Source organism: Pseudonocardia yuanmonensis (genome assembly GCF_039542425.1).
Lineage (GTDB): Bacteria > Actinomycetota > Actinomycetes > Mycobacteriales > Pseudonocardiaceae > Pseudonocardia > Pseudonocardia yuanmonensis.
Map to the genome: position 1 here is coordinate 179,650 of NZ_BAABIC010000005.1, position 25,284 is coordinate 204,933.

Genomic DNA, 25,284 nt, shown 5'->3' on the forward strand with positions numbered 1-25,284 from the left:
GGGGGCGCCGTGGCCACGAGGGGTTCAACCCGCGAGTGGGGGTGGGGTCAGCACCACCATCGGATCAGGAGGTGGGCCCCGGCGGGGTCACGGGGCCGCATCCTCGGCGGATCGGGCGCCGGCGGGGCAGACTGTCCCGCATGGAGGAACGAGTCGCGTCGACGGCGCAGGTGCGCGTGCTGGTGGTGGACGACCACCGGCCGTTCCGGTTCGCCGCCGCCGCGGTCATCGGGCGGATGCCCGGCTGGGAGGTCGCCGGCGTCGCGGAGACCGGCGAGGACGCCGTCGACGCGGTCGCCGAGGTCCATCCGGATCTCGTGCTGATGGACGTCAACCTGCCCGGCATCGACGGCGCCGAGGCGGCCGCGCGGGTCTCCGCCGCCGTGCCCGGCACCCGCACGGTGCTGTGCTCGACCTACCGCCTCGAGGACCTGCGGATCGACCCGCACGGCCCCGGCATCGCCGGCTACCTGCACAAGGAGGAGCTCGGCGCCCCCGTGCTGCGGGCCCTCTGGGACAGGATCAGCACCGCGGCGTAGCCGCGCATTGGCACCGCGGCGTAGCCGCGCATCGGCACCGCGGCGTAGCCGCGGGGAGCGCTACCCCGTGCGCAGCGAGGCCGCGACCGGCTCCCGGGCCATCCGCACCGCCGGCACCGCGCCGAGCACCAGCGAGCCGACGAGCACCGCGGGGATGATCAGCGCGATCGGCCACACCGGCACCGCCACGTCCGGCGCCACGCCGGTCTGGCTCGCCACCTGCCACCACAGCAGCCGGCCGCCGCCCAGCCCGAGCAGGACCCCGAAGGCGACGCCGGGCAGCACCGTCGTCCCCGCGAGGACACCCAACGCCGCGCGCACCTGCGCGGGCGTCGCGCCCAGCACGGACAGCAGCGCCGCGTCCCGGGTGTGCCTGCGGACCGCGCTGATCAGCGTGTGGACCAGCCCCGCGACGGCGACGGCGGCCAGCAGCATCGCCAGGATCTCCGGCAGCCGCAGCAGCCCGGCAAGGGTGTCGATCTCCGGCGGCATCCCCGGCAGGTGCACCTCCAGCCGTCGCGCGAGGTCGGCGTAGAGCGCGCCCGCCTGCCCCGGCGCGGCCAGGACGTGCGCCGACGCGAGGGGCTGCCGGAAGAGTTCGGACAGCTGGTCCGGCGTCATGAGCAGGCCCTCGCCGAGGGGCGCGCCGCGCTCGGGCTGCGGGACGGCCACGCCGGTCACGGTGAGCCGGGCGGTGTGGCCGTCGGACGAGGTGACCTCGACGGAGTCGCCGATGCCCAGCTGCTCGCGCACGGCGACCCGCGCGCCGACGGCCACCTCCCCCGGCACCGCCGGCAACCGCCCCGAGACCAGCGAGACCGGGATCTCGCCCTTGCGCTCGACGTGGGCGTAGGCGTCGATCTGCCGGGAGCGGGCCGGGTCGATCGTCACCCGCCCGGTCTCGACCTCGGTCAGCCCGGCGACGCGGGGGTCCGCGACGAGCGCGGCCATGTCCGGCTCGCGGGCGTCGGCGATCGTGAGGTCGGAGGTGAAGCCGTACCGGGCGGGGGTGTCGACGAGCCGCTGCAGGCTGGCGCCGAGCATGGTCGAGGCGACGATGCCCGCGACCGTGACCGCGATCCCGGTCGCGGTGATCGCGGCGGGCAGGCCGATGGTCCCGGGTACCGCGCGGCCGCGCAGCGCGAGCCGCAACCCCACGAACAGTGGCGGCCAGCGCACCGCCCAGCGGGCGGGCCGGTGCCGGCCGGGCAGCGGCCGGGTGACGGCGGCGCGCCCGGCGAGGGCGGCAGTGCCGGCGGCCAGGGCGAGGAAGCAGAGCAGCACCACCGACGCGCCGCCGAGGATCGTGCCCCAGACCGGCCGGAATCCGGTGTCGGGTTCGAAGCGGGCCTGGCTGCCGATGGGTTCGATCGCCCCCGCGGCGAGCGTCATGCCGCCGGCGACGACCGCCGCCACCCCCGCCCCCGCGGAGGCGGCCAGCACCCGCGCGCCGATCCGCTCGGCGGTCGTCATGCCCAGGGCGTTCTCCACCCGCTGGTCCCCCGCGCCGCGGGCGTGGTGGCGCACCAGCCCCTGCCCGACGACGACACAGCCGCCCACGGCGACGACCAGCGCGAACCCCCAGAGGCCGATGCCGAGCACGCGTTCGGCCGCGGCGACCGCGGGATCGGCGTCCGTGGTCGGGAAGACCGGCACCTCCGGGACGTAGTTGCCGACGATCAACGGCCGCGGGAGGCCCTCGTAGCTGCGGGCGAGCGCCGCGACGAACCGGTCCCGCAGCGCCGCGTCGGCGACGGCGTCGCCGGTGTAGGCCAGCCGCGCGAAGCCGGACCGCCCGCCCGCGGCGCCGGCGTTCTGCGCGGCGAAGGCCGGGGTGGACATGGAGTCGCCGAGCGGGCCGTTCCAGGACGGCATCCGCCCGATGCCGACGACCGTCATCCGCCGGGTGGCGCCCTCCGGCTCGCCGAACCCGACGTCGAACCGGGCGACCTGGCGCAGGGTCAGCATCTTCAGCGTGATGCGGTCGCCGACGTGAAGCCCGGCCGCGGCGGCGAGGGGCTCGCCGACGAGCAGCTCGTCGGCCGCCTCGACGCGCGGGGCGCGACCGGCGACGATCACCGGGGTGACCAGGTCGTCCGGCCGCTCGGGCCCGGCGATCACCGAGGTGTACTGCAGCGTCGGCCCGGCGATCTGCGCGATCCAGGCGTAGGCGGTCCAGCTCTCCTCCACGCCGGGGAGCGAGGCGAAGCCGGCGGTGACCTCGGGGAGGTCGGCCGGGAGGTAGGCGCGGGCGTCGTCGAGCCCGCTGCGCTCGACCAGCCGGGGGTAGGCGCTGCCGGTCCGGTCGGCGACCACCGCGGCGCCGAGCAGCAGCCCGCCGACCACGCCGGCGATCAGGCCGAGGGCCAGCAGCGCGCGGAGCCCGGAGCGGAGCTCCGCGAGGGCGACCGCGCGGATCCCGAACCAGCCCCCGCCGCTCCCCGTCCCGCCGACCTTCACAGCGCCGCTCCTCACCCCGCCGCTCCTCACCCCAGCGCTCCTCACAGGGCCGCCAGGGCGGCGACCGCGGGCGTGCGGGCCCGCAGGGCCGGCACGGCCGCGACGAGCGCGGCGCCTAGGGGCACGGCCGCGATCAGCAGGGCGATCGGCCCGACCGGCACCGCGATGTCCCCGCCGACCCCGATCGCCGAGGCGACCTGCCACCAGAACAGCCGGGCCACCCCCAGCCCGACCGGCACGCCCAGCACCACGGCGGGCACGGCCGTGGCCGCGGCCAGCACGCCGAGCGTGGTCCGCACCTGCCCCGGGGTGGCTCCGAGCACGGAGAACACCGCCATCTCGCGGGCCAGCCGGCGCGCGCCGACCAGCAGCGAGTGCGCCAGCCCGGTCCCGGCGACGACCGCGAGCACCACCGCGAGGACGTCCGGCAGCCGCCCGAGGTCGCCGAGGTTGCGGATCGCGTCGGGGACGCTCTGCGGGGCGAGCTCGAGCCGGCCGCCCAGCTCCGCGGCGAGCGCGGCCGCGGTGCCGGGCCGGGCGTAGACGTGCGTCGTGAGCAGCGGGAAGTTCCGCTCCGGGCTCACCGAGAGGAGCCCGTCGCCGGTGGCCAGGAGGTCCTGGCCGAGGGGGCCGTGGTTCTCGTTGGGCACCACCGCGATCCCGACGACGGTCATCGGGTGCGGCGCCCCGTCCGTCGCCAGCGTGTCCAGCCGGTCCCCCGCGGACAGCCCGCGCTCGGCCGCCAGCCGGGGGTTGACCGCCACCTCGTCCGGCGCGGCCGGCAGCCGGCCGGACACGAGCTCGACCGGCGGCGCGCCCTTGCGCGCAGCGATGCTCACGATCCCGAGCGTGTCGCCGGAGGCGAGCCGGGCGTACGCGGTGTCGGTGATCGCCAGCGCCGCGACCCGCGGGTCCTCGACGAGGGCGAGGACGTCGGGCTCGCGGCTGTCGGCGATGGTGATGTCGGCGCCGCCCGCCCACCGCTCCGGGGTCGCGACGAGCCGGTCGAGGCTCGCCCCGACGGTGACCGTGGCGACGATCCCGGCGACGGCGGCCGTCGCGGCGAGGACCGTCACCACCGGCGGGACGCCGCGCCGCGTGCCGGCCTGCGCGAGCCGGCTGCCGAGCAGCAGGGTGGGCCGCCGGCACAGCGACCCGCCCACCGCGGCGGCCAGCGAGCCCGGCCGGGCCGCCGCCGGGTCGGGCACCGCCAGCGCGCGACGCCGCCAGGCGAACGCGGCCGTCACCGCGGAGACCAGGAGGAACAGGACCGCGAGGGTCGCGCCGCCGGCGAGGGCGAGCGCCCACTGCGGCCGGAAGCCCGGGTCGGGCTCGAAGCGGGCCTGGCTGCCGAGCGGTGCGAGGCCGCCGGCGGCCACCACGACGGCGGCGCCGAGCAGCGCCGCCACCGCCGCGGCGGGCAGCGCCGCGAGCACCCGGGCGGCCACGCTCTGCGCCCTCGTCATCCCCAGTGCGGCCTCCACCGACCGTGCCGCGCGGGCGGCCCCCGCCGTGCGCAGCAGCCCGAGGCCCACGACCTGCAGCACGCCGAGCCCCACGACCAGCGCGAACAGGCCGACGCCGATGAGCAGGGCCCGTTCCGAGGCGCGCACCGCGGGATCGGGCGTGCGCGGGAACTCGACGCCGGGCGTGAGGTAGTCGCCGACGATCGACGGCTGCCCCGCGGACACGGCGGCGACGGCCTCGTCGAAGCGGGCGGCGGCGTCCGTGGCGGGGGCGAGCCGGACGTAGGCGGCGTGCCCGATCCCGGTACCGGCCAGCGCGCGGGCGAACCCCGGCCCGGCCAGGACGTCCGGCAGCGCCTGCCCCCACCCGGGCATCCGGGCGACGCCGACGACGCGGACCGACGCGGCCGGGCCCTGCGGGGTGAACCCGACGGCGAACTGCGCCATGTCCTCGAGGGTGAGCATCCGCAGCGGCAGGGTCGAGCCGAGGGGGAAGCCGTGCTCGGCCAGACGTTCGGAGACCACCACCTCGTCGGCGGCGGCCGGGTCGACCCCGCGCCCCGCGACGATCACCGGGGTGACCAGCTCGGGATGCGGCGCGGTGCCCGCGGCCAACGAGACGTACTGCAGCTGCGGGCCGTCGACCTGCGCGACCCACGCCTCGGTCAGCCAGAGGTCGGCGACGCCGGGCAGGGTCGGCAGCGCCGCGGTCACGGCGGGGCGGTCGGCGGGGACGATCAGCCGGGCGTCGTCGAGGTGGACCGCCTCGACGAGCCGCGGGTAGGCCGTGGCGGTGCGCTCGCCGAGGGCGACCGCCCCCAGCACGACACCGCCGATCAACCCCAGCACCACGCCGAGGGCGAGCAGGCCCCACCGCCGTTCACGCAGCTCGGCCCGCGCGACGAGGTGGATCGCGCCGCGCGTGCCCGGTGCGCCGGGCTCCCGCGCGGGCACGCTCAGCCCGCCACGACGGTCGGCCGCGAGGCGACCGGCGGGGCCGGTGGCCACGCTCGCGCCCCGTCCGCTCCCCCGGCCGGGACCGGGATGCGCCCGGTGAGCGTGGTGCCCTCGCCCGGCGCCGACACGAGCTCGACGGTGCCGCCGATCGCGCCGAGCCGGTCCGCCATGTTCTGCAGCCCACCGCCGCCCGCGACCCGGGCGGGGTCGAAGCCGGGCCCGTCGTCGGCCACGACCACGGTCAGCTCGTCGCCGTCCGCGCCGGCCTCGACCTCCAGCGTGATCGTGACGTGCGCGCCCGGGGCGTGCTTGCCCGCGTTCTGCAGCGCCTCCAGGCAGCAGAAGTAGACGGCGGCCTCGGCCTGCTCGGGCATCCGGCCGACGCCGTCGGCGTGCACCTCGACCGTGAGCGGGCTGCGCTTGGCCGCGGCGCGCAGGGCGTCGCCCAGCCCGGCGTCCCGCAGCAGCGGCGGGTAGATGCCGTGGGCCAGGTCCCGCAGGGCCTGGATGGAGTCCCGGACGCCGCGGTCGAGCTCGTCGAGCAGCTCGGCGTTGGGGTCGTCCGGCGAGGTCAGGGTGTCGCGGACCAGCCGCAGCCCGACGGCGAGGGCGACCAGGTGCTGCTGGGCGCCGTCGTGCAGGTCGCGCTCGATCCGGCGGCGCTCGGCGTCCGCCGCCGCGACGAGGCGGGTGCGGGAGGCCTGCAGGTCGGCGTTGGTGCGGCGCAGGTCGGCGAGGGTCGCCTGCAGGGCCTCGTCGAGCGCGCGGTTGCGCAGCACGATCGCCAGCCGCCGGACGACCTCGGCGAGCGCCCGCTCGTCCGCCTCGCCGAAGGTGTCCGCGTCGGCGTCGCGCTCGATCACCACCAGCGCGAGCACCTCGCCACCGTGGACCGCGGGGGCGAGCCGCAGCTGCCCGCGGCGGGCCGGCCCGTCCTCCTCGACCAGGTGCGGCAGCCAGAGCTCCAGCCACCCCGGCCCCGCGACCCCGGCGCGCTGCAGCGTGGCGAGCTCGTCGGCGTCGAGCGGGAGCGGTTCGGGACCCGGCTCCACCGGCTGCGGGACGACCAGGCTGCGCCCGAGGCTGCGCGGCGCGTCGCCCCGCTCGGCCCAGATCTGCACGCGGGAGAGCCGCCAGTCCTGCCGCATGGTCTCGGCGAGCTGGCGGAGCAGGTCGTCGACCGGGGTACCGCGGCCGGCGCGCTCGGCGAAGTCCGCGAGCAGCTCGTCCGGCGAGCGGCGGACGCCCTGCAGCGCCGCCCGGGTGGTGCGCGCGGCCCGGCGGCCGAGCGGCCCCGCGACCACGGCGACGACCAGCATCCCGACCAGGGTGGGGTTCACCAGCGCGCGCTCGGCCCCGAGCGGCGTGCGGCCGAGGACCAGCAGCACGACGAGCAGGCCGGCGCAGACCGCGACCGACAACCCGCCGAACTCCGAGGCCCCCACCAGCACGGACGTGCTGGCGCGTCGGGCCGCGGCGCTGACCATCAGCCCGATCCCGATCGCCAGCACGACCGCGGCGATCAGCGCCGTGACCCACCAGGCGGGCCCGCCGCCCAGCAACCCGACGACGACGCCGGGCGCGATCACCCCGGCCGCGCCGATCAGCCCGGAGAGCAGCAACGAGCTGCGGGCACGGCGGCCCGTGCCGACGCCGACGCGCCGGTACGTGCGGAACCCGGCGCCGGCCGGGAGCGGGGTGCGGTCGCTCACCGGGCCACCCGCAGCCCGGCGGGCACCTCGACGGGAGCGGACGGCTCGCCGTCGGCGAGGATGCGGCCGTCCCGCATGCGGACCAGGCGCTGCGCGCCCTCGGCGACCTCGCGGCTGTGCGTGACCATGAGGATCGTCTGGCCCTGTGCGTGCAGGCGCTGGAACAGGTCGAGGACCTCGGCGGCGCCGTCCGAGTCCAGGGCTCCGGTCGGCTCGTCCGCCAGCAGCAGGGTGGGGCGGTTGGCCAGCGCGCGGGCGATCGCGACGCGCTGGCGCTGGCCGCCGGACAGCGCGGCCGGCAGCTCGCGGGCCTTGTCGAGCAGACCGAGCTGGTCCAGCAGGTCCCGGGCCCGCGCGGTGGCCTCGGCGGGCTTCGCGCCCGCGACGAGCGCGGCGAGCGAGACGTTCTCCAGCGCCGACATGTGCTCGATGAGGTGGAAGAACTGGAAGACCAGGCCGACGCTGCGGCGGCGCAGCCGGGCGAGGCGCTGGGCGCCGAGCTCCTCGATGCGGGTGCCGTCCAGGGCGATCGTGCCCTCGTCCGGCCGGTCCAGCCCGGCGAGCAGGTGCAGGAGCGTGGACTTGCCGCAGCCGGAGGGGCCCATGAGCGCCACGAACTCGCCGGCGCGCACGGTGAGGTCGACGCCGCGCAGCGCCCGCACCGGCGCCGTGCCGGCCTCGTAGGTCTTGCGCAGACCGCGGACGACCAGGGCGGGGCCGGGCGCCGTGCCGCCGCGGGCGCCGACTGCACCGGACTCGGTCTGCTGTGTCACCTGCTCACCCTAGGGAGGGCCGGGTCCGCGCCGGGAGGGTCCGCGGCGAAGAGACCGGCTGGCACGCCGGAGGAGGGTGGTACTGGCACCACCCCCGGCCTGTCCTCGCCGCGCGCGGCCCGGGCGTTACGACGGCCCGTGGATCACCCCAACCGGCCCTCCGCGAGGTAGCGCTCCGACTCCTGCTTGTGCATCCGCTCGTCGTGCCCGATCTGGCGGAGCAGGTCGGCGACGGTGGCGTGCGCGCCGTAGCGGTCGGCGAAGGCGGAGCGGTGCGGCACCGTCTCCAGCTCCGGGTGCTCGGTGACGTACTCGGCGTACTCGTGCTCGGCGTGGTCCTCGAAGTCCGCGTTCAGCCGGTAGCTCCAGCGCGGCGCGAGCACGAACATCAGCCAGGCCACGTGGTAATAGGACAGCGCGAGCAGCAGCGGGAGCACCCGGAAGCGGACCCGGCCGAGTCGCTTCCCCGACGCCCGCACGAGCTCGCCGACGATCAGCAGGTGCCACTGCTCGTTGTCCTGCTGTTCCCGGTTCTCCTCGATGCGCTCGTGGACGCGGCGGGCCAGGGCGCCGTCGCGGTGCCGGCGGGTGAGCAGGCGGTAGGCCGCGTTCTCCCAGATCTGGTACGGGATCCGGGCGACGATCTCGAGCACCTGGAACTTCTCCAGGGTGCGCCGGCGGCCGTAGAGCAGGTCCGTGGTCACGAAGAGCAGCCGGGCGAGGAGCGAGTAGCGGCGGCGGGGCGCGGCCAGGGTGGCGAGCTGCTCGCGGCGCAGGGCGCGCCGGCCCAGGCGCGGGGTGGCGGCGGCGGTCAGCGGGTGGCCGGGCTCGTGGGCCCCGTCCGGGGAGGGAAGGCGTCGGGAGGCGGTGCCGTCGCCGCCGGGACGCGGATCACGGACGGGAGACGGGCCCGCGGGGCGCGGTCCGGGGTGCCGCGGCAGGGGGTGGAGCGGGCCGGGGCGCCGGAGCACGTGGTGCGGGTGGCCGGGTGCGGGGCGCACCGGGCCGGGGTGTGTCTGGCCGGGGTGTGTCTGGCCGGGGTGCGTCTGGCCGGGGTGGACGGGGTTGGGGTGCAGGGGGACGGCGGGAGCGGGCCGGGGTGTCGGGCGCGAGGTGGGGCGTGGCGCGGGTCGGGGCGGGGCGGCGGCCTGCGCCGGCTCGGGACGGCGGGGCGGCGGCACGCTCCCGACCTGCACGGGGACTCCGTGCTCGAGGCCGGTGGGGGTCGGGGCGGGGCGCATGCGGGGTCCTCCGGGTCGGCCCGGCGGGGGTTCCGGGCGGTCGGGAGAACCCTGTCGTCGCCCGGCACGCGGGACGACCGTGCTGCCCGGTGGAGCGTGCGCGGCACCCACACCTCGAGGCGGGGAGGCCAGCACCACCTCCGGTGCGTCGCGCCGCCGCAGCGGGACGGCGCCCGGTCAGCGGATCCGGTCGAGGACGTCCACCAGCCGGTCGGGCATGGAGAGCATCGGCGCGTGCGACGAGGGCAGCCGCTCGACGTGGTCGGCGGACGCGGCCATCGCCTCCTGGGCGGTGAGCGGGACGCTCACGTCGTTCTCGCAGATCACGTAGGTGGCCGGGTGGGCCTGCTCCGGGGCGGAGCTGGGCATGGCGACGCTCGCCGCGGACTGGGGGCGGGTGCGGCGCAGCAGCGGCGCCGCACGCTCGATCGGCACGTCGGCGCAGACCCAGGCGTGCAGCATCTCGATGTCGTCGACCGTGCGCAGCGTCCCGTCGTCGCCGGGCACGATCCAGGGCAGCGGCGGCAGCGTGGACAGCATGTCGAAGGCGGACGCGCCGCGCGCGGGCCACATCGCCGTGATGTACACGCTGTGGGCCACGTCGGGATGATCGGCGAGCTCGGTGATCACCATGCCGCCGTAGGAGTGCCCGACGAGCACCACGGGCTCGCCGTGCTCCTCGGTGGCCGCCGCGACGTGCCGGCGCACGACCTCGGCGTCGTCGGCGAGATCACCGAGCGCCGCGGGGTCCGGCCCGGAGCTGGGCAGCTGGGGCACGACCTCCACGGCGTGGCCGGCCTTCTCCAGCCGCGGCCGCAGGTCGTCCCAGTACCACCCGCCGACGAACGCGCCGTGCACGAGGACGTAGGTCGCCATGGGGCCGAGAGTGGCCCGCGTCACACCGAGCGACAACCGCCGAACGGCGGCGGGAGGTCAGGCGTCGCGGGCGCCGTCGTCCGCGTGGGCCCGGTCCGCCCCGGCGGCCTGGACCCCCGGCTGCTGCCGGTACCCCGGCCGGACGGGCGGGAGCAGGCCGAGCGCCACGCCGATCGAGACGAGGTCGGGGTAGGTGCCGACCGGCAGCGACCAGAGCTGGCCGGCGCTCACCGAGTCCGCGCCGTAGTGGTCGGCGTGCGCGATGATCTGCCACTTCGCGGCCGGGTAGGACAGGCCTGCCAAGACGTGGCCGAGGCGCGCCAGGTCGGCGCGGGACGTCCGTCGGTACACGGGTTCCTCCTGGTCGACGCGCTCCGGGAGGGGCACCGGGCGAGTCGCCGCAGAGTGCCCTGGATCACACCGGGTCAAACTCGGATGTTGCGCGACCCGCCCGAGGGGGCGTCTGTTGTGCGGTCCCGGCGCGCCACCGTAGGGTTGGCGGGCGGTTGAGGCGACAGTCCGCAGCACGCGTCCGCGGAAGTCGAGGAGCACGGTGCGTAATGAGCAGTGAGACCCCCGCCGAAGACGGCGGCGTCGAGATCGAGGACGTCGTCCGCTTCGAACGAGCCGGCGAGGGTGACGGGACGTCGTTGGTCGCGCACGTCCACGGCGAGATCGACACGTTGACGGCGCCCCTGCTGCGCACCGAGCTCGACGCGCGGCTGCCGGAGGCCCCGCTGGTCGTCCTCGACCTGTCCGGGGTGACCTTCCTGGGGTCCGCCGGGCTCGCGGTGCTGGTCGCGGCGAAGGACGCGGTGGAGCGGCGCGGGCACACCCTGCGACTGGTCTGCGGATCGCGGATCGTGACCCGGGCGCTCGAGGCGACCGGCCTGCTCGCGCTGTTCGACGTGGCCGACGGCGTGTCCGACGCGCTGCGCCCCACCGGCTGAGCCGCTCCCGCAGCAGGGAGGCGTACGGGCGCCTGGTGGCCCCCGCGGTCTTCAACACCGACGTGGCCGAGCATCTCGGTCAGGCGGGTTCGATTCCCGTCCGCCTCCGCCATCTTCCCCATGGTGTCCGGCCGCGCGTGGTCACCGGCTGACGCGGATCCGTCCGGTCCCCCCGCGGACCCGTCCGACGACGGCCGCGCCCGGCAGCTCCGCCACCGCGGCCGCCGCCCGGTCCGGGGCGGCGCCGAACAGCAGCCCGCCCGAGGTCTGCGCGTCGGCGAGCAGCAGCACGTCCGTCTCGCTCACATCCGGCCCGAGGTCGAGCACGTCGGCCACCCAGTCCCGGTTGCGCCGGGTGCCGCCCGGCACCGTGCCCGCCTCCGCCAGCTCCCGCACCCCCGGCAGCAGCGGCACGTCGCCCACGACGAGCTCCGCGTCGACCCCGGACGCGGCGACCATCTTGCGCAGGTGTCCCAGCAGGCCGAACCCGGTCACGTCCGTGCAGCCGGTCGCGCCGGCGGTGAGCGCGGCGGCCGACGCGGCGGCGTTGGGCGTGCACATCGCGTCGACGGCGCGGGCGAGCAGGTCCTCGCCGGCCGTGCCCGCCTTGACCGCGGTGGTGGCGATGCCGACACCGAGGGGCTTGGTCAGCACCAGGGCGTCCCCCGGGCGGAGGCCGGTGTTGGTGAGGATGCGGTCCGGGTGCAGCTCGCCCACCACGGCCAGGCCGTACTTGGGCTCCGGGTCGTCGATCGAGTGCCCGCCGACCACGGCGAACCCGCACTCGCGGCCGACGTCCGCGCCGCCCTCCAGCACCTCGCCGAGCATCTCCGGCGGCAGCGTCTCGGACGGCCAGGCCACGATGTTGAGCGCGAAGAGCGGGCGGCCACCCATCGCGTAGACGTCCGACACGGCGTTGGTCGCGGCGATCCGGCCCCAGGTCCGCGGGTCGTCGACGACCGGGGTGAAGAAGTCCGTGGTCGCGACGAGTGCGCGGTCGGCCGAGAGCCGCCAGACGGCGGCGTCGTCACCCGTCTCGGTGCCGACCAGCAGATCGGGGTGACTGGGCGGGGTGACGCCGGCGAGGACCTCGGCGAGCCGGCCAGGCCCGATCTTGCACCCGCAGCCCGCACCGTGGCTGAACTGGGTGAGCCTGCGCGCCTGCTCGGTCGTCACCTGCGTCATGGTGCGACCGTAACCTCTCCGCCCGCCGCACACGGGCTCCCACTGACCGACCCCGGCGGACCCCGTGGGGAGATCGCCTTCGCGGGCATTCACACTTCGGAGGCGTGACACCCGTTCCGGAGCGTGACGCCGACCCGGTCAACCGGTCCGGCGCGTTCGAGGTGGTGCGCCGCGGCTACGCGCGCGACCAGGTCGACGCGCTGGTCCGCGAGCTGGAGCGGCGGGCCCGGGCCGCCGAGAACGCCCGCCGCATGGCCGAGCAGCACGCCGCGGGCCTCGCCGAGGAGCTGCGGACGCTGCGGGCCGGCACGCCCGCGGAGGGTCTGCCGGCGGTGCCGCAGAGCTTCGGCTTCCGGGCGGAGAAGGTGCTGCGGCTCGCCGAGCGCGAGGCCTCGGACATCCGCGCGGCCGCGACTCGCGAGGCGGCCGAGATCCGGGCCGCCGCCACCCGCGAGGCCGCCGAGCTGATGGAGCGCGCCCACGCGTCGGCGGGCCGGGCCAGGGCCGAGGCGGAGACCGAGCGGGCGGTGGTGGCCGCGGAGCGCGCGCACCTGGCCACGCAGGTGACCGAGCACGTGCGGCAGGCCGAGGAGCTCGCCGGGCTGCGGGTCGCGGTCCGGGGCGAGCTGGCACGGGTGCACGCCGCGCTCGGTGCCGAGCTGCGGGCGCTCGACGGCACGCCGTCCGGGGACCCGGCACAGGTTCCCGGCGCGCCGGAGCCGGCGACGCCGGCCGAGGGCGCGGCCCTGCCCGTCGGACCGCCCGAGGACGGGGTCGAGACCGCGGACCTGCCGGGGGAGCCCGCCGGGGACGCTGCGGACGCGTCCACCGAGGCCGCGACCACCGAGGCCGGGACCACCGACGCCGCGACCACGGACCGCATCCCGGTCGAGGCCGAGCCCGACCAGGCCACCGAGCCGGAGGCCGCCCACCCGGCGGCCGCCAACCCGGCGGCCGGGAACGCCGACGAAACGCGCGCCGTCGGGACCGCGCCGGAGGTCACGGGCGAGGACCCGGCCGCGGATCCGGAGACCCCCGGCCCGGCCGTCTGGACCCCCACGCCCGGTACCGCGGACCTGTTCGCGGCCGAGCAGGACCGGCAGGCCGCCCGCTCAGGCGAGGACCGGGCCGAGGACCGGGCCGAGGACCCGGCGGACCGCCGGGGCGTCCGGGTCCCGGAGCAGCGTCGCGAGCAGAGCACGGAGAGCAGACACGCCCTGCGCTCCGGCTGACGGGCACGGCATGCTCTCCCCATGACGGACGCCTCGGTCCGCGGCACGACCGCTCCCCCGCCCGACCCCCGCCGCGCGGTGCCCCGCACGGACGCGGTCCTCGCCGACCCCCGCCTGGCCGAGGCCGTGCACCGGCTCGGCCGCGCGCTGGTGAAGCGCGCGGTCGTCGACGCACAGCAGCGCGCCCGCTCGGGTGCGATCGCCCCGGCCGAGGTGGCCGACGTCGCGCTCGCCGCCCTCCCCCGCACCGCCACCCGGCTGCGCCCCGTCCTGAACGCGACGGGCGTGCTGCTGCACACCAACCTCGGCCGCGCCCCGCTGTCCGCCGCCGCCCGGGAGGCGCTCGCCGTGGCGGCGGGCACCTGCGACGTCGAGCTCGACCTGACCACCGGCACCCGCGGCCGTCGCGGGGCCGGGGTGATCGACGCCCTGCTCGCGGCCGTCCCCGGGGCCGCCGCCGCGCACGTCGCGAACAACGGCGCGGCCGCGCTCGCCCTGGTCGCCGCGACCCTGGCGACGGGCAAGGAGATCGTCGTCTCGCGCGGCGAGCTGGTGGAGATCGGCGACGGTTTCCGCATCCCCGACCTCCTCGAGTCGACGGGCGCCCGGCTGCGCGAGGTCGGCACCACCAACCGCACCCACCTCGCCGACTACGAGCGCGCGATCGGCCCGGAGACCGGGTTCGTGCTCAAGGTGCACCCCTCGAACTTCACCGTCAGCGGCTTCACCAGCGCGGTCGACCCGGAGGAGCTGTCCGGACTGGGCGTGCCGGTCGTCGCGGACATCGGATCCGGGCTGCTCACCCCGCACCCGCTGCTGCCGGACGAGCCCGACGCCGCCGGCATGCTCGCCCGCGGCGCCACCCTGGTCACCGCCTCGGGCGACAAGATCCTCGGCGGGCCGCAGGCGGGGCTGGTGCTCGGCGGCGCCGGCGAGGGCGCGGATCTCGTCGAGCGGATCCGGCGCTTCCCGCTGGCCCGAGCCATGCGCGTCGACAAGCTCACGCTCGCGGCGCTCGAGGCCACGCTCCGCGGCCCCGGCACCCCGGTCCGCGCCGCGCTGGACACCCCGGTCGAGGACCTGCGCCGCCGCGCCGCCCGGCTGGCCGCCGAGCTGAACCCGACGCTCGGCGGCGTGGCGGAGGCCGTCGACTCGGTCGCCACGGTCGGCGGCGGGGGCGCGCCGGGCCTCACGCTGCCGAGCGCGGCCGTCGCGCTGCCGGAGCGGTTCGCCGCGGCCCTGCGCGCCGGCGACCCGGCCGTCCTGGGCCGGCTGGAGGGCGGGCGCTGCCTGCTGGACCTGCGCGCCCTGGACCCGGCCGACGACGTCGATCTCGCCGCCGCCGTCGCCGCGGCCGTCACGGCCGCCGGGACCTGACGTGCCCGCTCGCGTGATCGCGACGGCGGGGCACGTCGACCACGGCAAGTCCACCCTGGTCCGCGCGCTGACCGGGATGGAGCCCGACCGGCTCGCCGAGGAGCGCCGCCGCGGCCTGACGATCGACCTCGGGTTCGCCTGGACCCGGCTCGACTCCGGCACCGACCTGGCGTTCGTCGACGTGCCCGGCCACGAGCGGTTCGTCACCACGATGCTCGCCGGGGTCGGCCCGGTCCCGGCGGCGATGATCGTGGTCGCCGCCGACGAGGGCTGGATGCCCCAGTCCGCCGAGCACCTCGACGCCCTCGACGCCCTCGGCGTCGACCGCGGGCTGCTCGTGATCACCCGCTGCGACCTGCTCGACCCCGAGCCCGCCCGGGAGGACGCGCAGGCCGCGCTGGCGCGCTCGTCGCTCGGCGAGCTGCCGATCGTCCCGGTCTGCGCGCCCCGCGGCGACGGGCTGCCCGAGCTCCGCGCCGCCCTCGACGCCCTGGTCACCGGCCTGCCCGACCCCGATCCGGCCGCCGACGTCCGGCTGTGGGTGGACCGCGCCTTCACCATCCGCGGCGCCGGGACCGTCGTGACCGGGACCCTCGGGGCCGGCACGATCCGGGTCGGCGACGAGCTGGAGCTCGGCGGACGCCGCGTCGGCGTCCGGGCGGTGGAGAGCCTGGGCGAGCCCCGGGAGGAGGTCACCGGAGTGGCGCGGGTGGCGGTGAACCTGCGCGGGCTGCCGAAGGAGGCAGTCGGGCGCGGGGACGCGCTGCTGACCCCGGACGCGTGGCTCACCGCGACGGAGATCGACGTCCGGCTGCGGGCGCCGGGGAGCCGCACGGCGCCCGCCGTGGCCGCGCCCGTCGAGCTGCCCGGGCACCTCATGCTCCACGCCGGCGCCGCGGCGACCGGCGCCCGGGTGCGCCCGCTCGGGCCGCACCACGCCCGCCTGCGCCTGGAGCACCCGCTCCCGCTGCGGATCGGCGACCGCGCGGTCCTGCGCGACCCGGGGCGGCGCGCGGTCCTCGCCGGGGCGGTGGTCCTCGACGTCCGGCCGCCCGCGCTGACCCGCCGCGGCGCCGCGCGACGCCGGGCCGACGAGCTGGCCGCCCCCGGCTTCGCCACCGCGGCGGGCGACCTCGTCCGGCGCGGCGTCGCCCGGGGCGCTGACCTGGTCGCGATGGGCGTCCCACCCGCGGAGGTCGCGGCGCTGCGCCTGCCCGCGGCCCACGGGTGGCTGGTCGACCCGGCGCGGGCCGCGGGTGCCGCCGCGGCCCTCGCCGAGGCCGTCCGGACGCACGACGCGGCCGAGCCGCTCGATCCCGGGCTCACCACCGAGGCCGCACGGCGAGCCGCCGGCCTCCCCGACGCCGCGCTGCTGCCCGCGGTCCTCGCGGCCGTCGGTCCCGGCGAGGTCCCCCTGGTGCTGCGGGACGGTCGCGTGCGGCTCGACCGGGCCCACGCCCTGCCCGCGCCCGTCCGGGACGCCCTGGGGGCGCTGCGCGCCGATCTGGTCGGCGCCCCGTTCGCCGCCCCGGACGCCGACCGCCTCGCCGAGCTCGGTCTCGGCACCAAGGAGCTCGCGGCGCTGGTGCGGGCGGGCGAGCTGGTGGAGCTCGCCCGCGGCGTCGTGCTGCTCCCGGACGCGCCGGACCGCGCGGTCGCGGTGCTGCGGACCATCGGGCCGGTGTTCACCCTCAGCGAGGCCCGCCAGGCGCTCGGGACCAGCCGCCGCGTCGCGGTGCCACTGCTCGAGCTGCTGGGCCGGACCGGGCACACCCGGCGGCCCGACGACAGCCACCACGAGCTGCGCTGAGCCGGCGCCGGATCGGCACCGGATCAGCACCGGGTCGACGACGCGGGCCCGCGGCGACCGCGCCTTCGTCGCGGCCCGGGGACCGTTCGCCGCGCCGCCGGAGACGGGAGGCACAGGGGCCCCGCTCCGAGTGGCAGTGAGGTCGGGCAGCCCTTACCGTTCCGCCAATGCAGCACACGCACGACACCTCCGGCGCCGCGGTCCGCCGCGGCGAGTCGGACGACCAGATCACCGTCTCCACCCGGCCCGCGGGCGACGGGCAGGTCGTCGTCGAGGTCGGCGGCGAGGTCGACATGCTGACCTCCCCGCAGCTGCGCTCGGTCGTGCTCGGCCAGCTGTCGGACGGCGCCCAGCTCGTGGTGCTGGCGCTCGACGGCGTCACGTTCCTCGGCACCAGCGGCCTCGCCGTGCTCATCGAGGTCCGGGAGGCGGCGCACCAGGCCGGGGTGGAGCTCCGGCTCGCGTGCACCGGTCGCCGGGTGCTGCGCCCGCTCTCGATCGCGGGCCTCGTGCCGATGTTCGACATCCACGATTCCGTGGAGCAGGCCCTCCAAGCCACCTGACCCTCCTCGACCCGCTGTGAGGAGAGTCACAATCATGGTGTGTCGAGATGCGCCCCGGCGCCGTTCGGGGGATCCTCGCCGACCGCTCTGAGCTGCACGGACGTTCGTACCGTCGGGCCCGTCGAGCCTCGGCCGCCCGCCTCCGCGTCCGGCGACTTCCGCCCGTTCCACTGTGTTCCGGCCGATCCGGCGTTTGGCCACGAAAGGCTCGGGGAACGCCGCGGCAGATCGCCCGGCACGTGGTCGGGCCCTCCCACGAGAGCGAAGGTGAGCCGAGTGAGCGACGTGTCCCGCCTCCCTGGGCCCATGGACCACGCCTGGCAGTGGCAGCGCCTGGGCGCGTGCCGCGGCATGGACAGCGCGGTCTTCTTCCACCCGGACGGCGAGCGCAACCCCTCCCGCGCCCGCCGGACCGCCCAGGCGAAGGCGGTGTGCCAGCGCTGCCCCGTGATCGACATGTGCCGTGAGTTCGCGCTCGAGACGCGCGAGCCGTTCGGCGTCTGGGGCGGCCTCGGCGAGTCCGAGCGTCGCGTCCTGCTGGAGCGCCGCGACCAGCAGCAGAAGCGGCTCGCCTCCGCGAGCTGAGGAGTGCTTCCCGCGGCGTCGGGGGGCCGCGGGAAGGGCCGACGCGTCGAAGGGGCGGTCCCGGTTCTCCGGGACCGCCCCTTCGTCGTGTGCGATCGGGCCTGGACGTGCCCGAGGTCGTGCTCGGAGCGGGGCCCAGCCCCTCGTCGGTTGCGGTCGGGCGCGGACGGTGCCCGCGGTCGTGCTCGGAGCGGGGCCCAGCCCCTCGTCGGTTGCGATCGGGCGCGGACGGTGCCCGCGGAGGTGCTCGGAGCGGGGCTCAGCCCTCGCCGACCACGCTGAGCTCGAGGCAGCGGTAGCGCAGCATCGGCAGCCCGTAGACGCGGACGACCCGCTGGACGGCGGCGACCACCGCGGACCGCTCGGGGTCGGCGGGCGAGGGCAGCGGGGCCACGCAGTACACGCCCGGCTCGGGGTCGAAGCCGACGAGCTCGGAGAGGGCGGCGACCAGGTCGTCCTCGGCGGCGGGGCCGATCCGGCCGGGCAGCCCGAGCCGGTGGACGTGCAGGTCCTGCAGCCCGAGGGCCGCGACCGCGGCGGGAAGGCCGTCCTCGTCGTCCTCGTCGTCCTCGTCGTCCCCGAAGTCCTCGTCCAGGTCGTCGAGGGCGTCCAGGTCGACGCCGCCGAGGTCGAGCGCGGCCCACCCGTCGCCGCCGAGGGGCGCCGCGGGCAGGCGCACGTCCGTGTCGGCGAACCCGATGTCGACCTGGTCGAGGGCGGCGGGCAGATTCGCGACGGTGTCGCCCGGTGGGACGGCCGGCGGCGCGGCGAGCGCGTCCTCCCGGGCGAGGAGCAGGTCCACCCGCCCGGCGTCGGCGACCAGCCGGGCCAGGTCCGACTCCGGCCGCAACAGCTCCATGGGGCTGACCGCGACGGCGACCAGGCGCCGTCGCGCGGGCGGGATGCGGACGGGCCCGCCGCGCCGCTGCGCAGGCGTGCCGATGCCCTCGATCTCCGGCACCGCCACCATATGAAACTCGCCCCCCTGCCGACCGGCCCCGTTGCCGACCGTCTCGCTCCGGCCTCGTCAGCCGGTGTCAACGGCATCGTTTCCTGTCGCAGTCCCGGAATGCGGCCCCGCACGCCGAACGGGCGTCACGGGTCCGTGAGCGGGCGCCGGGAGCGGGCGGTCGGTTCCCCCGATCAGGTGCAGCGGTCGCCGGCGCGGGACGAACGGGACGCATCGGACCACGGACCGGGTTCTCAGACCTCCAGCCGCACGGCGAGCACGGCGATGTCGTCCCGCAGGTGGTCCGGCTCGCAGGCGGCCAGCACCCGGTCGACGACCTCCTCCGCGGGCGAGTCCGCCGGGACCTCCCGCAGGGTGCGTTCGAGCAGCTCGGCGCGCTCGTCGGCGTCCTCCCCGGCGATGTCGGTGAGGCCGTCCGTGTAGAGCAGCAGCAGGGCGCCCGCGGGAACGGTGAGCGTGGCCTCGGTGCGGCCCTCTTCGCCGGCCCGGCCGAGGGTCGGGACGACGCCGATCATCGGCGAGAGGTGCTCGTCCAGCCGGCGCAGCTCGCCCTCGCGGGTCAGCAGCAGCGGCGCGGGGTGCCCGGCGTTGGCGTAGTGCAGCACCCGGTCGCCGGAACCGTCCGGCGGCTCGAGCCGCGCGTAGACCGCGGTGGCCATCGACGCCATCTCCAGCCCCTGCACGAGCTGGTCGCAGCGGTCGAGCACCGAGCCGGGGCGACCGCCGTCCCAGGCGTAGGAGCGCAGCACACCGCGCAGCTGGCCCATCGCCGCCGCGGCCGACAGGTCGTGCCCGACGACGTCCCCCACCGCGATGCCGACCGCCCCGTCCGGCAGCGGCAGCACGTCGTACCAGTCCCCGCCGACCTGGTTGCCGTCTGTGCCGACGCGGTACCGCGCCGCCATCTGCAGCCCGCTCACCTCGGGGACGGCCGGCAACAGGCTGTGCTGCAGGGTCGCCGCCGCGGCGTGCTCCTGCTCGTAGAGCCGCGCGTTGTCGACGGTCAGCCCGGCCCGCCCGGCCAGGTCGGTGGCCAGGTGCAGGTCGCGCTGGCCGTAGCGGCGGCCGTAGGGGTGCTGGGTGGCCAGGGTGACGGCGCCGAGGACCCGGCCGCGGGCGCGCAGCGGCACCACCATCGCCGAGCGCAGCCGGAGCCGGTCGTAGAGCCCGACCGCGTCGGCGTCCCCGTCGCCGAACCGGTCGGCGCCGTGCTCGGGCAGGTCCGAGAGCAGGACGGGCTCACCGGTCGCCAGCACCTGGCCGGTCGTCGTGCCCTGGCCCGGCCGGTAGTTGCGGAGCTCGGCCATCCGCGCGATGCGGTCCTCGTCGGCCCTGTCGCGGGCCGCCACGGCGACCCGCCGCACACCGGATCCGGGGCGGTCGAGCAGGTCCACCGCGCAGACGTCGGCGAGCTCCGGCACGACCAGCCCGGCCAACCCGTGGCAGGCGTCGTCGACGCCGAGCGCCTCGGTCATGTGCGTGGTCGCCTCGGCGAGCAGCCGCAGCTGGCTGCGGGCCTCCTCGGCGTCGGCGAGGGCCGCCCGCCGCTCCTGCTCGACGAGCACCCGCTCGGTGACGTCGTTCTGCACACCGACGAAGTTGACGAGGTCCCCGGCGCCGTCGACCACCGGGGAGATCGACACCTGGTTCCAGTAGGCGGTGCCGTCCTTGCGGTAGTTCAGCAGGACCTCGGTGATCGGCTCCTGCGCGCGCAGCGCCGCGCGTATCCGCTCCACGGCCGCGCGGTCGGTGTTCGGGCCCTGCAGGAACCGGCAGTTCCGGCCGACCGCCTCTTCCACCGTGTACCCGGTGAGCCGGGTGAAGGACGGATTGACCCAGATCAGCGGGTCGTCCTCACGCCGCGGGTCGGTGATGGTGAAGGACATGTCGGTCGCGACGACCGCGCGGTCGCGCAGCACCTCCAGCCGCCGACGGTCACCGTGCTCGCTGCCGGACAGCTGCAGGAACACCACCAACGCGCGGGACCTCAGCTCCTCGGGGACCGGCAGCTCCTTCCCCGCCTCGGCCGGCCCGCCCGACCCCAGGACGAAGCCGGTCACCCACAGCAGCCGGCCCTCCGCGGCGTCGCGCTGCTCCTCGGTGACGCTCGAGCCGCGCCGGGCGGCGTCGTGCACTGCGACGGGCTCGCCCGCGACCGGAATGCCCGCCGCGACCAGCGACAGGGGCGAGCTGGTCTCGCTCATCCGCTTGCCGCCGAGGTCGGTCAGGCCCGCCGCGTCGCCCCAGGCGTCGATGTCGACCGGCAACGACACGCGGTGTCCGGTCAGCTCCACCGCGGCGGCGTTGGCGTAGACGACGGCCCGCCGCTCCAGGTCGATCACCAGGACGGCCGCGGGCGCGTCGTAGAGGACCTGCGGCAGCTCGGCGGGGGAACCGGGCAGACCGTTCCCCGCGACCCCGTGGGCCACCTCCTGGGCCAGGTCCTCGGCGAGGCCCCGCGCGTCCGTCGTCTCCACGCGCCGAGCGTAATGGGCACGCGGCCCACCCGCGCCCCGGCGGCGCCCACCCCCTGGGTAGGGTGCGCCGGGATCGGTTGAGCCCCCAGCCGTCTCGCGCCCACGCGTGCCCGCGACCGACCGTCGGCACGCCGACGCCGGAGGTGAGTGCCCTGTCGTTCCCCGCCTCGCGTGGTCCGTCCCGCCCCGGCGGGCTCGACACGAGCCTCACCCGACCGGCGCCCGGCGTGCACGTGCTCCTGGTCGACGGGGAGGTCGACACCCTGACCGCCCCGATCCTCGGTGAGGCGCTGGGCGGACTGCTCGCGGCCGAGCCGGCCGACGCGGTGGTCGCGGTCGATCTCTCGGGCGTCGGGTTCCTGGCGTCGAGCGGGTTGGCGGTGCTCATCCGGGCCGCGCACACGGCGGGGTCCCAGGGCCGCGTGCTGCACCTGCTCGGGGGCTCGCGGGCGGTCACGAGGCCGCTCGAGGTCACCGGGTCCGACCAGTTGTTCACCCTGCTCCCGGCCCTGGACGAGCTCCTCGCCCGGATCGACGGCGACCGGCCCGCCGGTTGACCACGCCGGCCGGATTGATAAGAACGCACCCCGGGTAGCACGATGGGGATCGAGGGCCCGAGCGGGTCCGTGACGAAGGGAAGACGTCGCGTGTCCGAAGTGGATCCCGTGGGTGCCGGAGACGGCCCGGGGACGGTGGAGACGCCGGGATCCGTGGTGGAGGTGCGCACCAGCGCCTCGGCCTCGCTGATCCCGACCATCCGTGCCGTCGCCTCGGACCTGGCCGCCCGCGCGGACTTCGACCTGGACGCCATCTCGGACCTGCGGATGGCCGTCGACGAAGCGTGCGCGACCCTGGTCGACGTCGCTGCGCCGGGCTCGTCGCTGCGGTGCACCTTCGACGTGCGCGAGGAGCTCATCCGCGTCCACGCCGAGGTCGACACCGCCGACGCGGCGACCCCCGTGTCCACGGACACCTTCGGCTGGCGTGTGCTGCAGACGCTGGCCGACGAGGTGGAGCTCGAGGCGAACGGCAGCGGCACGGTGGGCATCCGCCTGCACAAGCGCGCCGACGCAGCCCCCCGGTGACCGCGGCCGACTCCGAGTACGGTCACCTGACCCCGCTCCTGGCGGAGTACGCCGGGCTCGACAAGGACGATCCGCGCCGCGAGGCGCTCCGGGACCGGCTGGTGACCGGCTTCCTGCCCATCGCGCAGCACATCGCGCGGCGCTTCGCCCACCGCGGCGAACCGCTCGACGACCTGGTCCAGGTCGCGACGGTGGGACTCATCAACGCGGTCGACCGCTACTCCCCGGAGAAGGGCACGGACTTCTTCTCCTTCGCCGTGCCGACGATCAGCGGCGAGGTCCGCCGGCACTTCCGGGACCAGGGCTGGTCGATGCGGGTGCCGCGGCGGCTCAAGGACATGCACGTGTCCATCAACGCCGCGGTGTCGGACCTGTCCCAGCGGCTCGGCCGCGCGCCTCGGCCGTCCGAGATCGCCGAGCAGCTCGGCGTGCCGGTCGCCGAGGTCCTCGAGGGCCTGGAGGCCTCGGAGGCCTACCGCAGCTCGTCGCTCGACGAGATGCTCTCCTCCGAGCAGGGCAGCGCCACCGTCGGCGAGCTGGTCGGCGCCGCGGACGCCGAGCTCGACCGCGTCGACCACCGCCAGGCCCTGCGGCCGGTGCTCGGCGAGCTGGCCGAGCGCGAGCGCACCATCGTCATGCTGCGGTTCTTCGGCAACATGACCCAGACCCAGATCGCCGAGCAGGTCGGCATCTCGCAGATGCACGTCTCGCGGCTGCTCGCCCAGACCCTTGACCGGTTGCGCTCGCGACTCGACCCGGACACCCGCACCGGCTGACGTCGCAGGCGGCGGTCGGACGCCGGAGCACCGCCGGCCCTCACCGGTCCCGTTGTGGGGCGCGCTACAGAGCGCGGGGGCCCCGAGACATCGGCCCCACCCGTCGGCGAGGATGGCCGCGTCGCCGGCCGGGCGTCGGACGGCGCCCGGGCAGTCGCCGAGCACAGGAGCGTGGACGTTGAGCGGTGGGCCGGAGCACGTGCTGGTCGTCGGGGCGGGCCTCGGCGGCATCCGGACCGTGGAGCAGTTGCGGCAGGCGGGCTACGAGGGCCGGATCAGCCTCGTCGGCGCCGAGGTGCACCCGCCCTACGACCGTCCCCCGCTGTCGAAGCAGCTGCTCGCCGGCGACTGGGAGGCCGAGCGGCTGGCGCTCAAGGAGCAGGCCGCGCTCGAGGACCTCGGCGTCCGCATGTACCTGGGGCTGCGCGCCGTCGCGCTGCGGCCCGGCGAGGTCGAGCTGGCCGACGGCGCGGTGCTCACCGCCGACGCGATCGTGCTCGCCACGGGCGTGGAGGCGCGCCGGCTGCCCGGCCAGCCCGAGGGCGTCCACACCCTGCGGACCCTCGACGACGCCCTGGCCCTGCGGGACGAGCTCGACAAGGCCTCGACGCTGCTCGTCGTCGGTGCCGGATTCATCGGCGCCGAGGTCGCGAGCACGGCGGTCGGCAAGGGCGTGCAGGTCACGATGGTCGAGGCCGCGCCGGTGCCGCTGGTCCGCGGGCTCGGCGAGGAGGTCGGCGCGCTCGCGGCCCGGCTGATCCGCGAGGGCGGGGTGGACCTGCGCACGGGCGTCGCGCTGACCGGGTTCGTCGACGCGTCCGGCCCGGGCGTGGCCGTCGAGCTGGCCGACGGATCGCGGATCGAGGCCGACGTCGCGCTCGTCGGGATCGGCGGGCGGCCGGACCTCGACTGGCTCGCCGGCTCCGGACTGGACCTCGTCGACGGCATCCCGTGCGACGCGCAGGGGCGCGTGGTCGGGCTCGACGGCGTGTGGGCGGTGGGCGACGCCGCCGCCTGGGACTACCCCGCCCTCGGTGGCCGGCACCGGCACGAGCACTGGACCTCGACGACCGACCAGGCCACGGTCGTCGCCCGGGCGATCACCGGCACCGAGCCCCCGCCGGCCACGGTCCCCTACTTCTGGTCGGACCAGTTCGGACTCAAGATCCAGCTGATCGGCCGACCGGACCTGGCCGACGCGATCCTGCCGCTGCACGGCGACGGGCTCGCCGGCGGCACGATCAAGGGCACCGTGGTCGGTTACCTGCGGGGAGACCGGCTGGTCGCGGTGGCCGGCTTCGGCGCGGCCCGCTACATCGCGCGCTACCGCGCGCTGCTGCTCAACGAGGCCGACCGGGCGCAGGCGCTGGAGTTCGCGGCCTCGCTGCAGAAATGAGGTGCCGGGGCCCCTCGGGGCCCCGGTGACCGGTCAGGAGAACAGCTTCTTCAGCACGGCGAGGGCGAGGATCGCGCCCACGCCGATCAGCGCGTACCGGATCTTCGGGTCCTCGAGCTTGACCGCGATCTGCTGCTTGCCCGTGTCCACGAACCGCTTCGGGTTCGCGCGGTCGGCCAGCGCGTCCAGGCTGTCGGCGAGCGCGTCCCGCGTCTTCTCGATCTCGCTCTGGATGCTCTCGGGGTCGCGGGCCACGACACACTCCTCGGTGCTCGTCATCGGACTCTGACTCGGCCACACCGTAGACGAGCGGTCCGACGGGAGCCCGGCGGGCGTCCCGGTGTCGGGGGGAACTGACAGGATCGGGGCATGACGACACGCCTCGCGCCGGGCGACGCCGCCCCGGACTTCACGCTGCCGGACGCCGACGACAAGCCGGTCTCCCTAACCGACCTGCGCGGCCGCAAGGTCATCGTGTACTTCTACCCGGCCGCGTCCACGCCCGGCTGCACCAAGGAGGCGTGTGACTTCCGGGACAACCTCGCCGAGCTCAACGGCGCGGGCGTCGAGGTCCTGGGCATCTCCCCGGACAAGCCGGCCAAGCTGGCGAAGTTCCGGGACAAGGAGGGCCTGACCTTCCCGCTGTTGTCCGACCCGGACAGGAAGGTCCTGCAGGAGTGGGGCGCGTTCGGCGAGAAGACGATGTACGGCAAGACGGTCACGGGCGTGATCCGCTCCACCTTCCTCGTCGACGAGGAGGGGAGGATCGAGGTCGCCCAGTACAACGTCCGCGCCACGGGCCACGTGGCCAAGCTCCGCCGGGACCTCAAGATCTGACCCCTGTGGACAACTCC

At 76.7% G+C, this 25,284-nt stretch carries 23 protein-coding genes and 1 tRNA gene; 13 read left to right on the forward strand and 11 right to left on the reverse strand.

The annotated features are described in order from the left end of the window. Positions 1–140 precede the first annotated feature (140 nt). Positions 141–539, forward strand: coding sequence for a response regulator (locus ABD990_RS09250; RefSeq protein WP_345379769.1), 399 nt, complete (start codon positions 141–143; stop codon positions 537–539). Positions 540–599: 60 nt separating this feature from the next. On the opposite strand, the gene ABD990_RS09255 is transcribed toward ABD990_RS09250, so the two are convergent. The 7 genes from ABD990_RS09255 to ABD990_RS09285 form a co-directional block, all read right to left on the reverse strand. Then, on the reverse strand, positions 600–3,014 hold the full coding sequence (locus ABD990_RS09255) for an FtsX-like permease family protein (protein ID WP_345379771.1): 2,415 nt from the start codon (positions 3,012–3,014) through the stop codon (positions 600–602). 26 nt (positions 3,015–3,040) lie between these two features. Then, a complete protein-coding gene (locus ABD990_RS09260; RefSeq protein WP_345379773.1) occupies positions 3,041–5,473 on the reverse strand; it encodes an FtsX-like permease family protein in 2,433 nt (810 codons plus the stop codon). Continuing rightward, positions 5,422–7,134: a sensor histidine kinase gene (locus tag ABD990_RS09265; protein ID WP_345379774.1), complete on the reverse strand. Its 1,713-nt coding sequence runs from the start codon at positions 7,132–7,134 to the stop codon at positions 5,422–5,424. Before ABD990_RS09265 ends, ABD990_RS09260 begins: the two co-directional genes overlap by 52 nt. Continuing rightward, a complete protein-coding gene (locus ABD990_RS09270; RefSeq protein ID WP_345379775.1) occupies positions 7,131–7,907 on the reverse strand; it encodes an ABC transporter ATP-binding protein in 777 nt (258 codons plus the stop codon). Before ABD990_RS09270 ends, ABD990_RS09265 begins: the two co-directional genes overlap by 4 nt. A gap of 143 nt (positions 7,908–8,050) precedes the next feature. Further along, positions 8,051–8,908, reverse strand: coding sequence for an alternative oxidase (locus tag ABD990_RS09275; protein WP_345379776.1), 858 nt, complete (start codon positions 8,906–8,908; stop codon positions 8,051–8,053). 417 nt (positions 8,909–9,325) lie between these two features. Then, positions 9,326–10,024, reverse strand: a complete 699-nt coding sequence (locus ABD990_RS09280) for an alpha/beta hydrolase (RefSeq protein ID WP_345379777.1) — start codon at positions 10,022–10,024, stop codon at positions 9,326–9,328. Between the two features lie 57 nt (positions 10,025–10,081). Continuing rightward, on the reverse strand, positions 10,082–10,375 hold the full coding sequence (locus tag ABD990_RS09285) for a DUF2795 domain-containing protein (protein ID WP_345379778.1): 294 nt from the start codon (positions 10,373–10,375) through the stop codon (positions 10,082–10,084). A gap of 209 nt (positions 10,376–10,584) precedes the next feature. On the opposite strand from ABD990_RS09285, the gene ABD990_RS09290 reads away from it, so the two are divergent. Together ABD990_RS09290 and ABD990_RS09295 are read left to right on the forward strand one after the other, a co-directional pair. Then, positions 10,585–10,974: an STAS domain-containing protein gene (locus tag ABD990_RS09290; RefSeq protein ID WP_345379779.1), complete on the forward strand. Its 390-nt coding sequence runs from the start codon at positions 10,585–10,587 to the stop codon at positions 10,972–10,974. 16 nt (positions 10,975–10,990) lie between these two features. Beyond that, positions 10,991–11,086, forward strand: a tRNA-Sec gene (locus ABD990_RS09295). 29 nt (positions 11,087–11,115) lie between these two features. On the opposite strand, the gene selD is transcribed toward ABD990_RS09295, so the two are convergent. Continuing rightward, complete coding sequence (gene selD, locus ABD990_RS09300; RefSeq protein WP_345379781.1) at positions 11,116–12,159, reverse strand: selenide, water dikinase SelD; 1,044 nt, start codon at positions 12,157–12,159, stop codon at positions 11,116–11,118. A gap of 104 nt (positions 12,160–12,263) precedes the next feature. Here selD and ABD990_RS09305 point away from each other — a divergent pair, with 104 nt between their 5' ends. The 5 genes from ABD990_RS09305 to ABD990_RS09325 all read left to right on the forward strand — a co-directional run bounded on the left by ABD990_RS09305 (position 12,264) and on the right by ABD990_RS09325 (position 17,726). After that, entirely contained in the window at positions 12,264–13,391 is a 1,128-nt protein-coding gene (locus ABD990_RS09305; protein WP_345379782.1) for a hypothetical protein, read from the forward strand. A gap of 21 nt (positions 13,392–13,412) precedes the next feature. Further along, the gene (gene selA, locus ABD990_RS09310; RefSeq protein ID WP_345379784.1) at positions 13,413–14,768 is read left to right on the forward strand and encodes an L-seryl-tRNA(Sec) selenium transferase; all 1,356 of its coding nucleotides are present in this window, start codon (positions 13,413–13,415) and stop codon (positions 14,766–14,768) included. A gap of 1 nt (position 14,769) precedes the next feature. Continuing rightward, on the forward strand, positions 14,770–16,578 hold the full coding sequence (gene selB, locus ABD990_RS09315) for a selenocysteine-specific translation elongation factor (protein WP_345379786.1): 1,809 nt from the start codon (positions 14,770–14,772) through the stop codon (positions 16,576–16,578). Between the two features lie 167 nt (positions 16,579–16,745). Next, positions 16,746–17,141 carry an STAS domain-containing protein gene (locus ABD990_RS09320; protein ID WP_345379788.1) on the forward strand — a complete coding sequence of 132 codons (396 nt, stop codon included), beginning with the start codon at positions 16,746–16,748 and terminating at the stop codon, positions 17,139–17,141. A gap of 276 nt (positions 17,142–17,417) precedes the next feature. Beyond that, positions 17,418–17,726, forward strand: a complete 309-nt coding sequence (locus tag ABD990_RS09325; protein ID WP_345379789.1) for a WhiB family transcriptional regulator — start codon at positions 17,418–17,420, stop codon at positions 17,724–17,726. A gap of 259 nt (positions 17,727–17,985) precedes the next feature. On the opposite strand, the gene ABD990_RS09330 is transcribed toward ABD990_RS09325, so the two are convergent. Next, positions 17,986–18,687 carry a hypothetical protein gene (locus ABD990_RS09330; protein ID WP_345379792.1) on the reverse strand — a complete coding sequence of 234 codons (702 nt, stop codon included), beginning with the start codon at positions 18,685–18,687 and terminating at the stop codon, positions 17,986–17,988. A 242-nt stretch (positions 18,688–18,929) separates the two neighbouring features. Then, positions 18,930–21,173, reverse strand: coding sequence for a SpoIIE family protein phosphatase (locus tag ABD990_RS09335; protein ID WP_345379794.1), 2,244 nt, complete (start codon positions 21,171–21,173; stop codon positions 18,930–18,932). A gap of 143 nt (positions 21,174–21,316) precedes the next feature. Here ABD990_RS09335 and ABD990_RS09340 point away from each other — a divergent pair, with 143 nt between their 5' ends. The 4 genes from ABD990_RS09340 (at position 21,317) to ABD990_RS09355 (ending at position 24,430) form a co-directional block, all read left to right on the forward strand. Next, positions 21,317–21,730 (forward strand): STAS domain-containing protein, encoded by a 414-nt coding sequence (locus ABD990_RS09340; RefSeq protein WP_345379796.1) that lies wholly within the window; start codon positions 21,317–21,319, stop codon positions 21,728–21,730. A 108-nt stretch (positions 21,731–21,838) separates the two neighbouring features. After that, positions 21,839–22,258, forward strand: a complete 420-nt coding sequence (locus tag ABD990_RS09345; protein WP_345379798.1) for an ATP-binding protein — start codon at positions 21,839–21,841, stop codon at positions 22,256–22,258. Further along, the gene (locus ABD990_RS09350) at positions 22,255–23,034 is read left to right on the forward strand and encodes a SigB/SigF/SigG family RNA polymerase sigma factor (RefSeq protein ID WP_345379800.1); all 780 of its coding nucleotides are present in this window, start codon (positions 22,255–22,257) and stop codon (positions 23,032–23,034) included. Before ABD990_RS09345 ends, ABD990_RS09350 begins: the two co-directional genes overlap by 4 nt. Before the next feature lie 178 nt (positions 23,035–23,212). After that, on the forward strand, positions 23,213–24,430 hold the full coding sequence (locus tag ABD990_RS09355) for an NAD(P)/FAD-dependent oxidoreductase (RefSeq protein ID WP_345379802.1): 1,218 nt from the start codon (positions 23,213–23,215) through the stop codon (positions 24,428–24,430). Between the two features lie 33 nt (positions 24,431–24,463). Here the strand turns inward: ABD990_RS09355 and ABD990_RS09360 are convergent, their stop codons facing one another. Next, a complete protein-coding gene (locus ABD990_RS09360) occupies positions 24,464–24,685 on the reverse strand; it encodes a DUF3618 domain-containing protein (RefSeq protein ID WP_345379803.1) in 222 nt (73 codons plus the stop codon). Positions 24,686–24,799: 114 nt separating this feature from the next. Here ABD990_RS09360 and bcp point away from each other — a divergent pair, with 114 nt between their 5' ends. Continuing rightward, complete coding sequence (gene bcp / locus ABD990_RS09365; RefSeq protein ID WP_345379804.1) at positions 24,800–25,267, forward strand: thioredoxin-dependent thiol peroxidase; 468 nt, start codon at positions 24,800–24,802, stop codon at positions 25,265–25,267. The last annotated feature ends 17 nt before the right edge of the window (positions 25,268–25,284 follow it).

Coding starts and splice junctions, on each gene's coding strand:
- bcp (WP_345379804.1), top strand. CDS start 24,800: ATGACGACACGCCTCGCGCCGGGCGACGCCGCCCCGGACTTCACGCTG.
- selD (WP_345379781.1), bottom strand. CDS start 12,159: ATGACGCAGGTGACGACCGAGCAGGCGCGCAGGCTCACCCAGTTCAGC.
- ABD990_RS09290 (WP_345379779.1), top strand. CDS start 10,585: ATGAGCAGTGAGACCCCCGCCGAAGACGGCGGCGTCGAGATCGAGGAC.
- ABD990_RS09280 (WP_345379777.1), bottom strand. CDS start 10,024: ATGGCGACCTACGTCCTCGTGCACGGCGCGTTCGTCGGCGGGTGGTAC.
- ABD990_RS09250 (WP_345379769.1), top strand. CDS start 141: ATGGAGGAACGAGTCGCGTCGACGGCGCAGGTGCGCGTGCTGGTGGTG.
- ABD990_RS09320 (WP_345379788.1), top strand. CDS start 16,746: ATGCAGCACACGCACGACACCTCCGGCGCCGCGGTCCGCCGCGGCGAG.
- selA (WP_345379784.1), top strand. CDS start 13,413: ATGACGGACGCCTCGGTCCGCGGCACGACCGCTCCCCCGCCCGACCCC.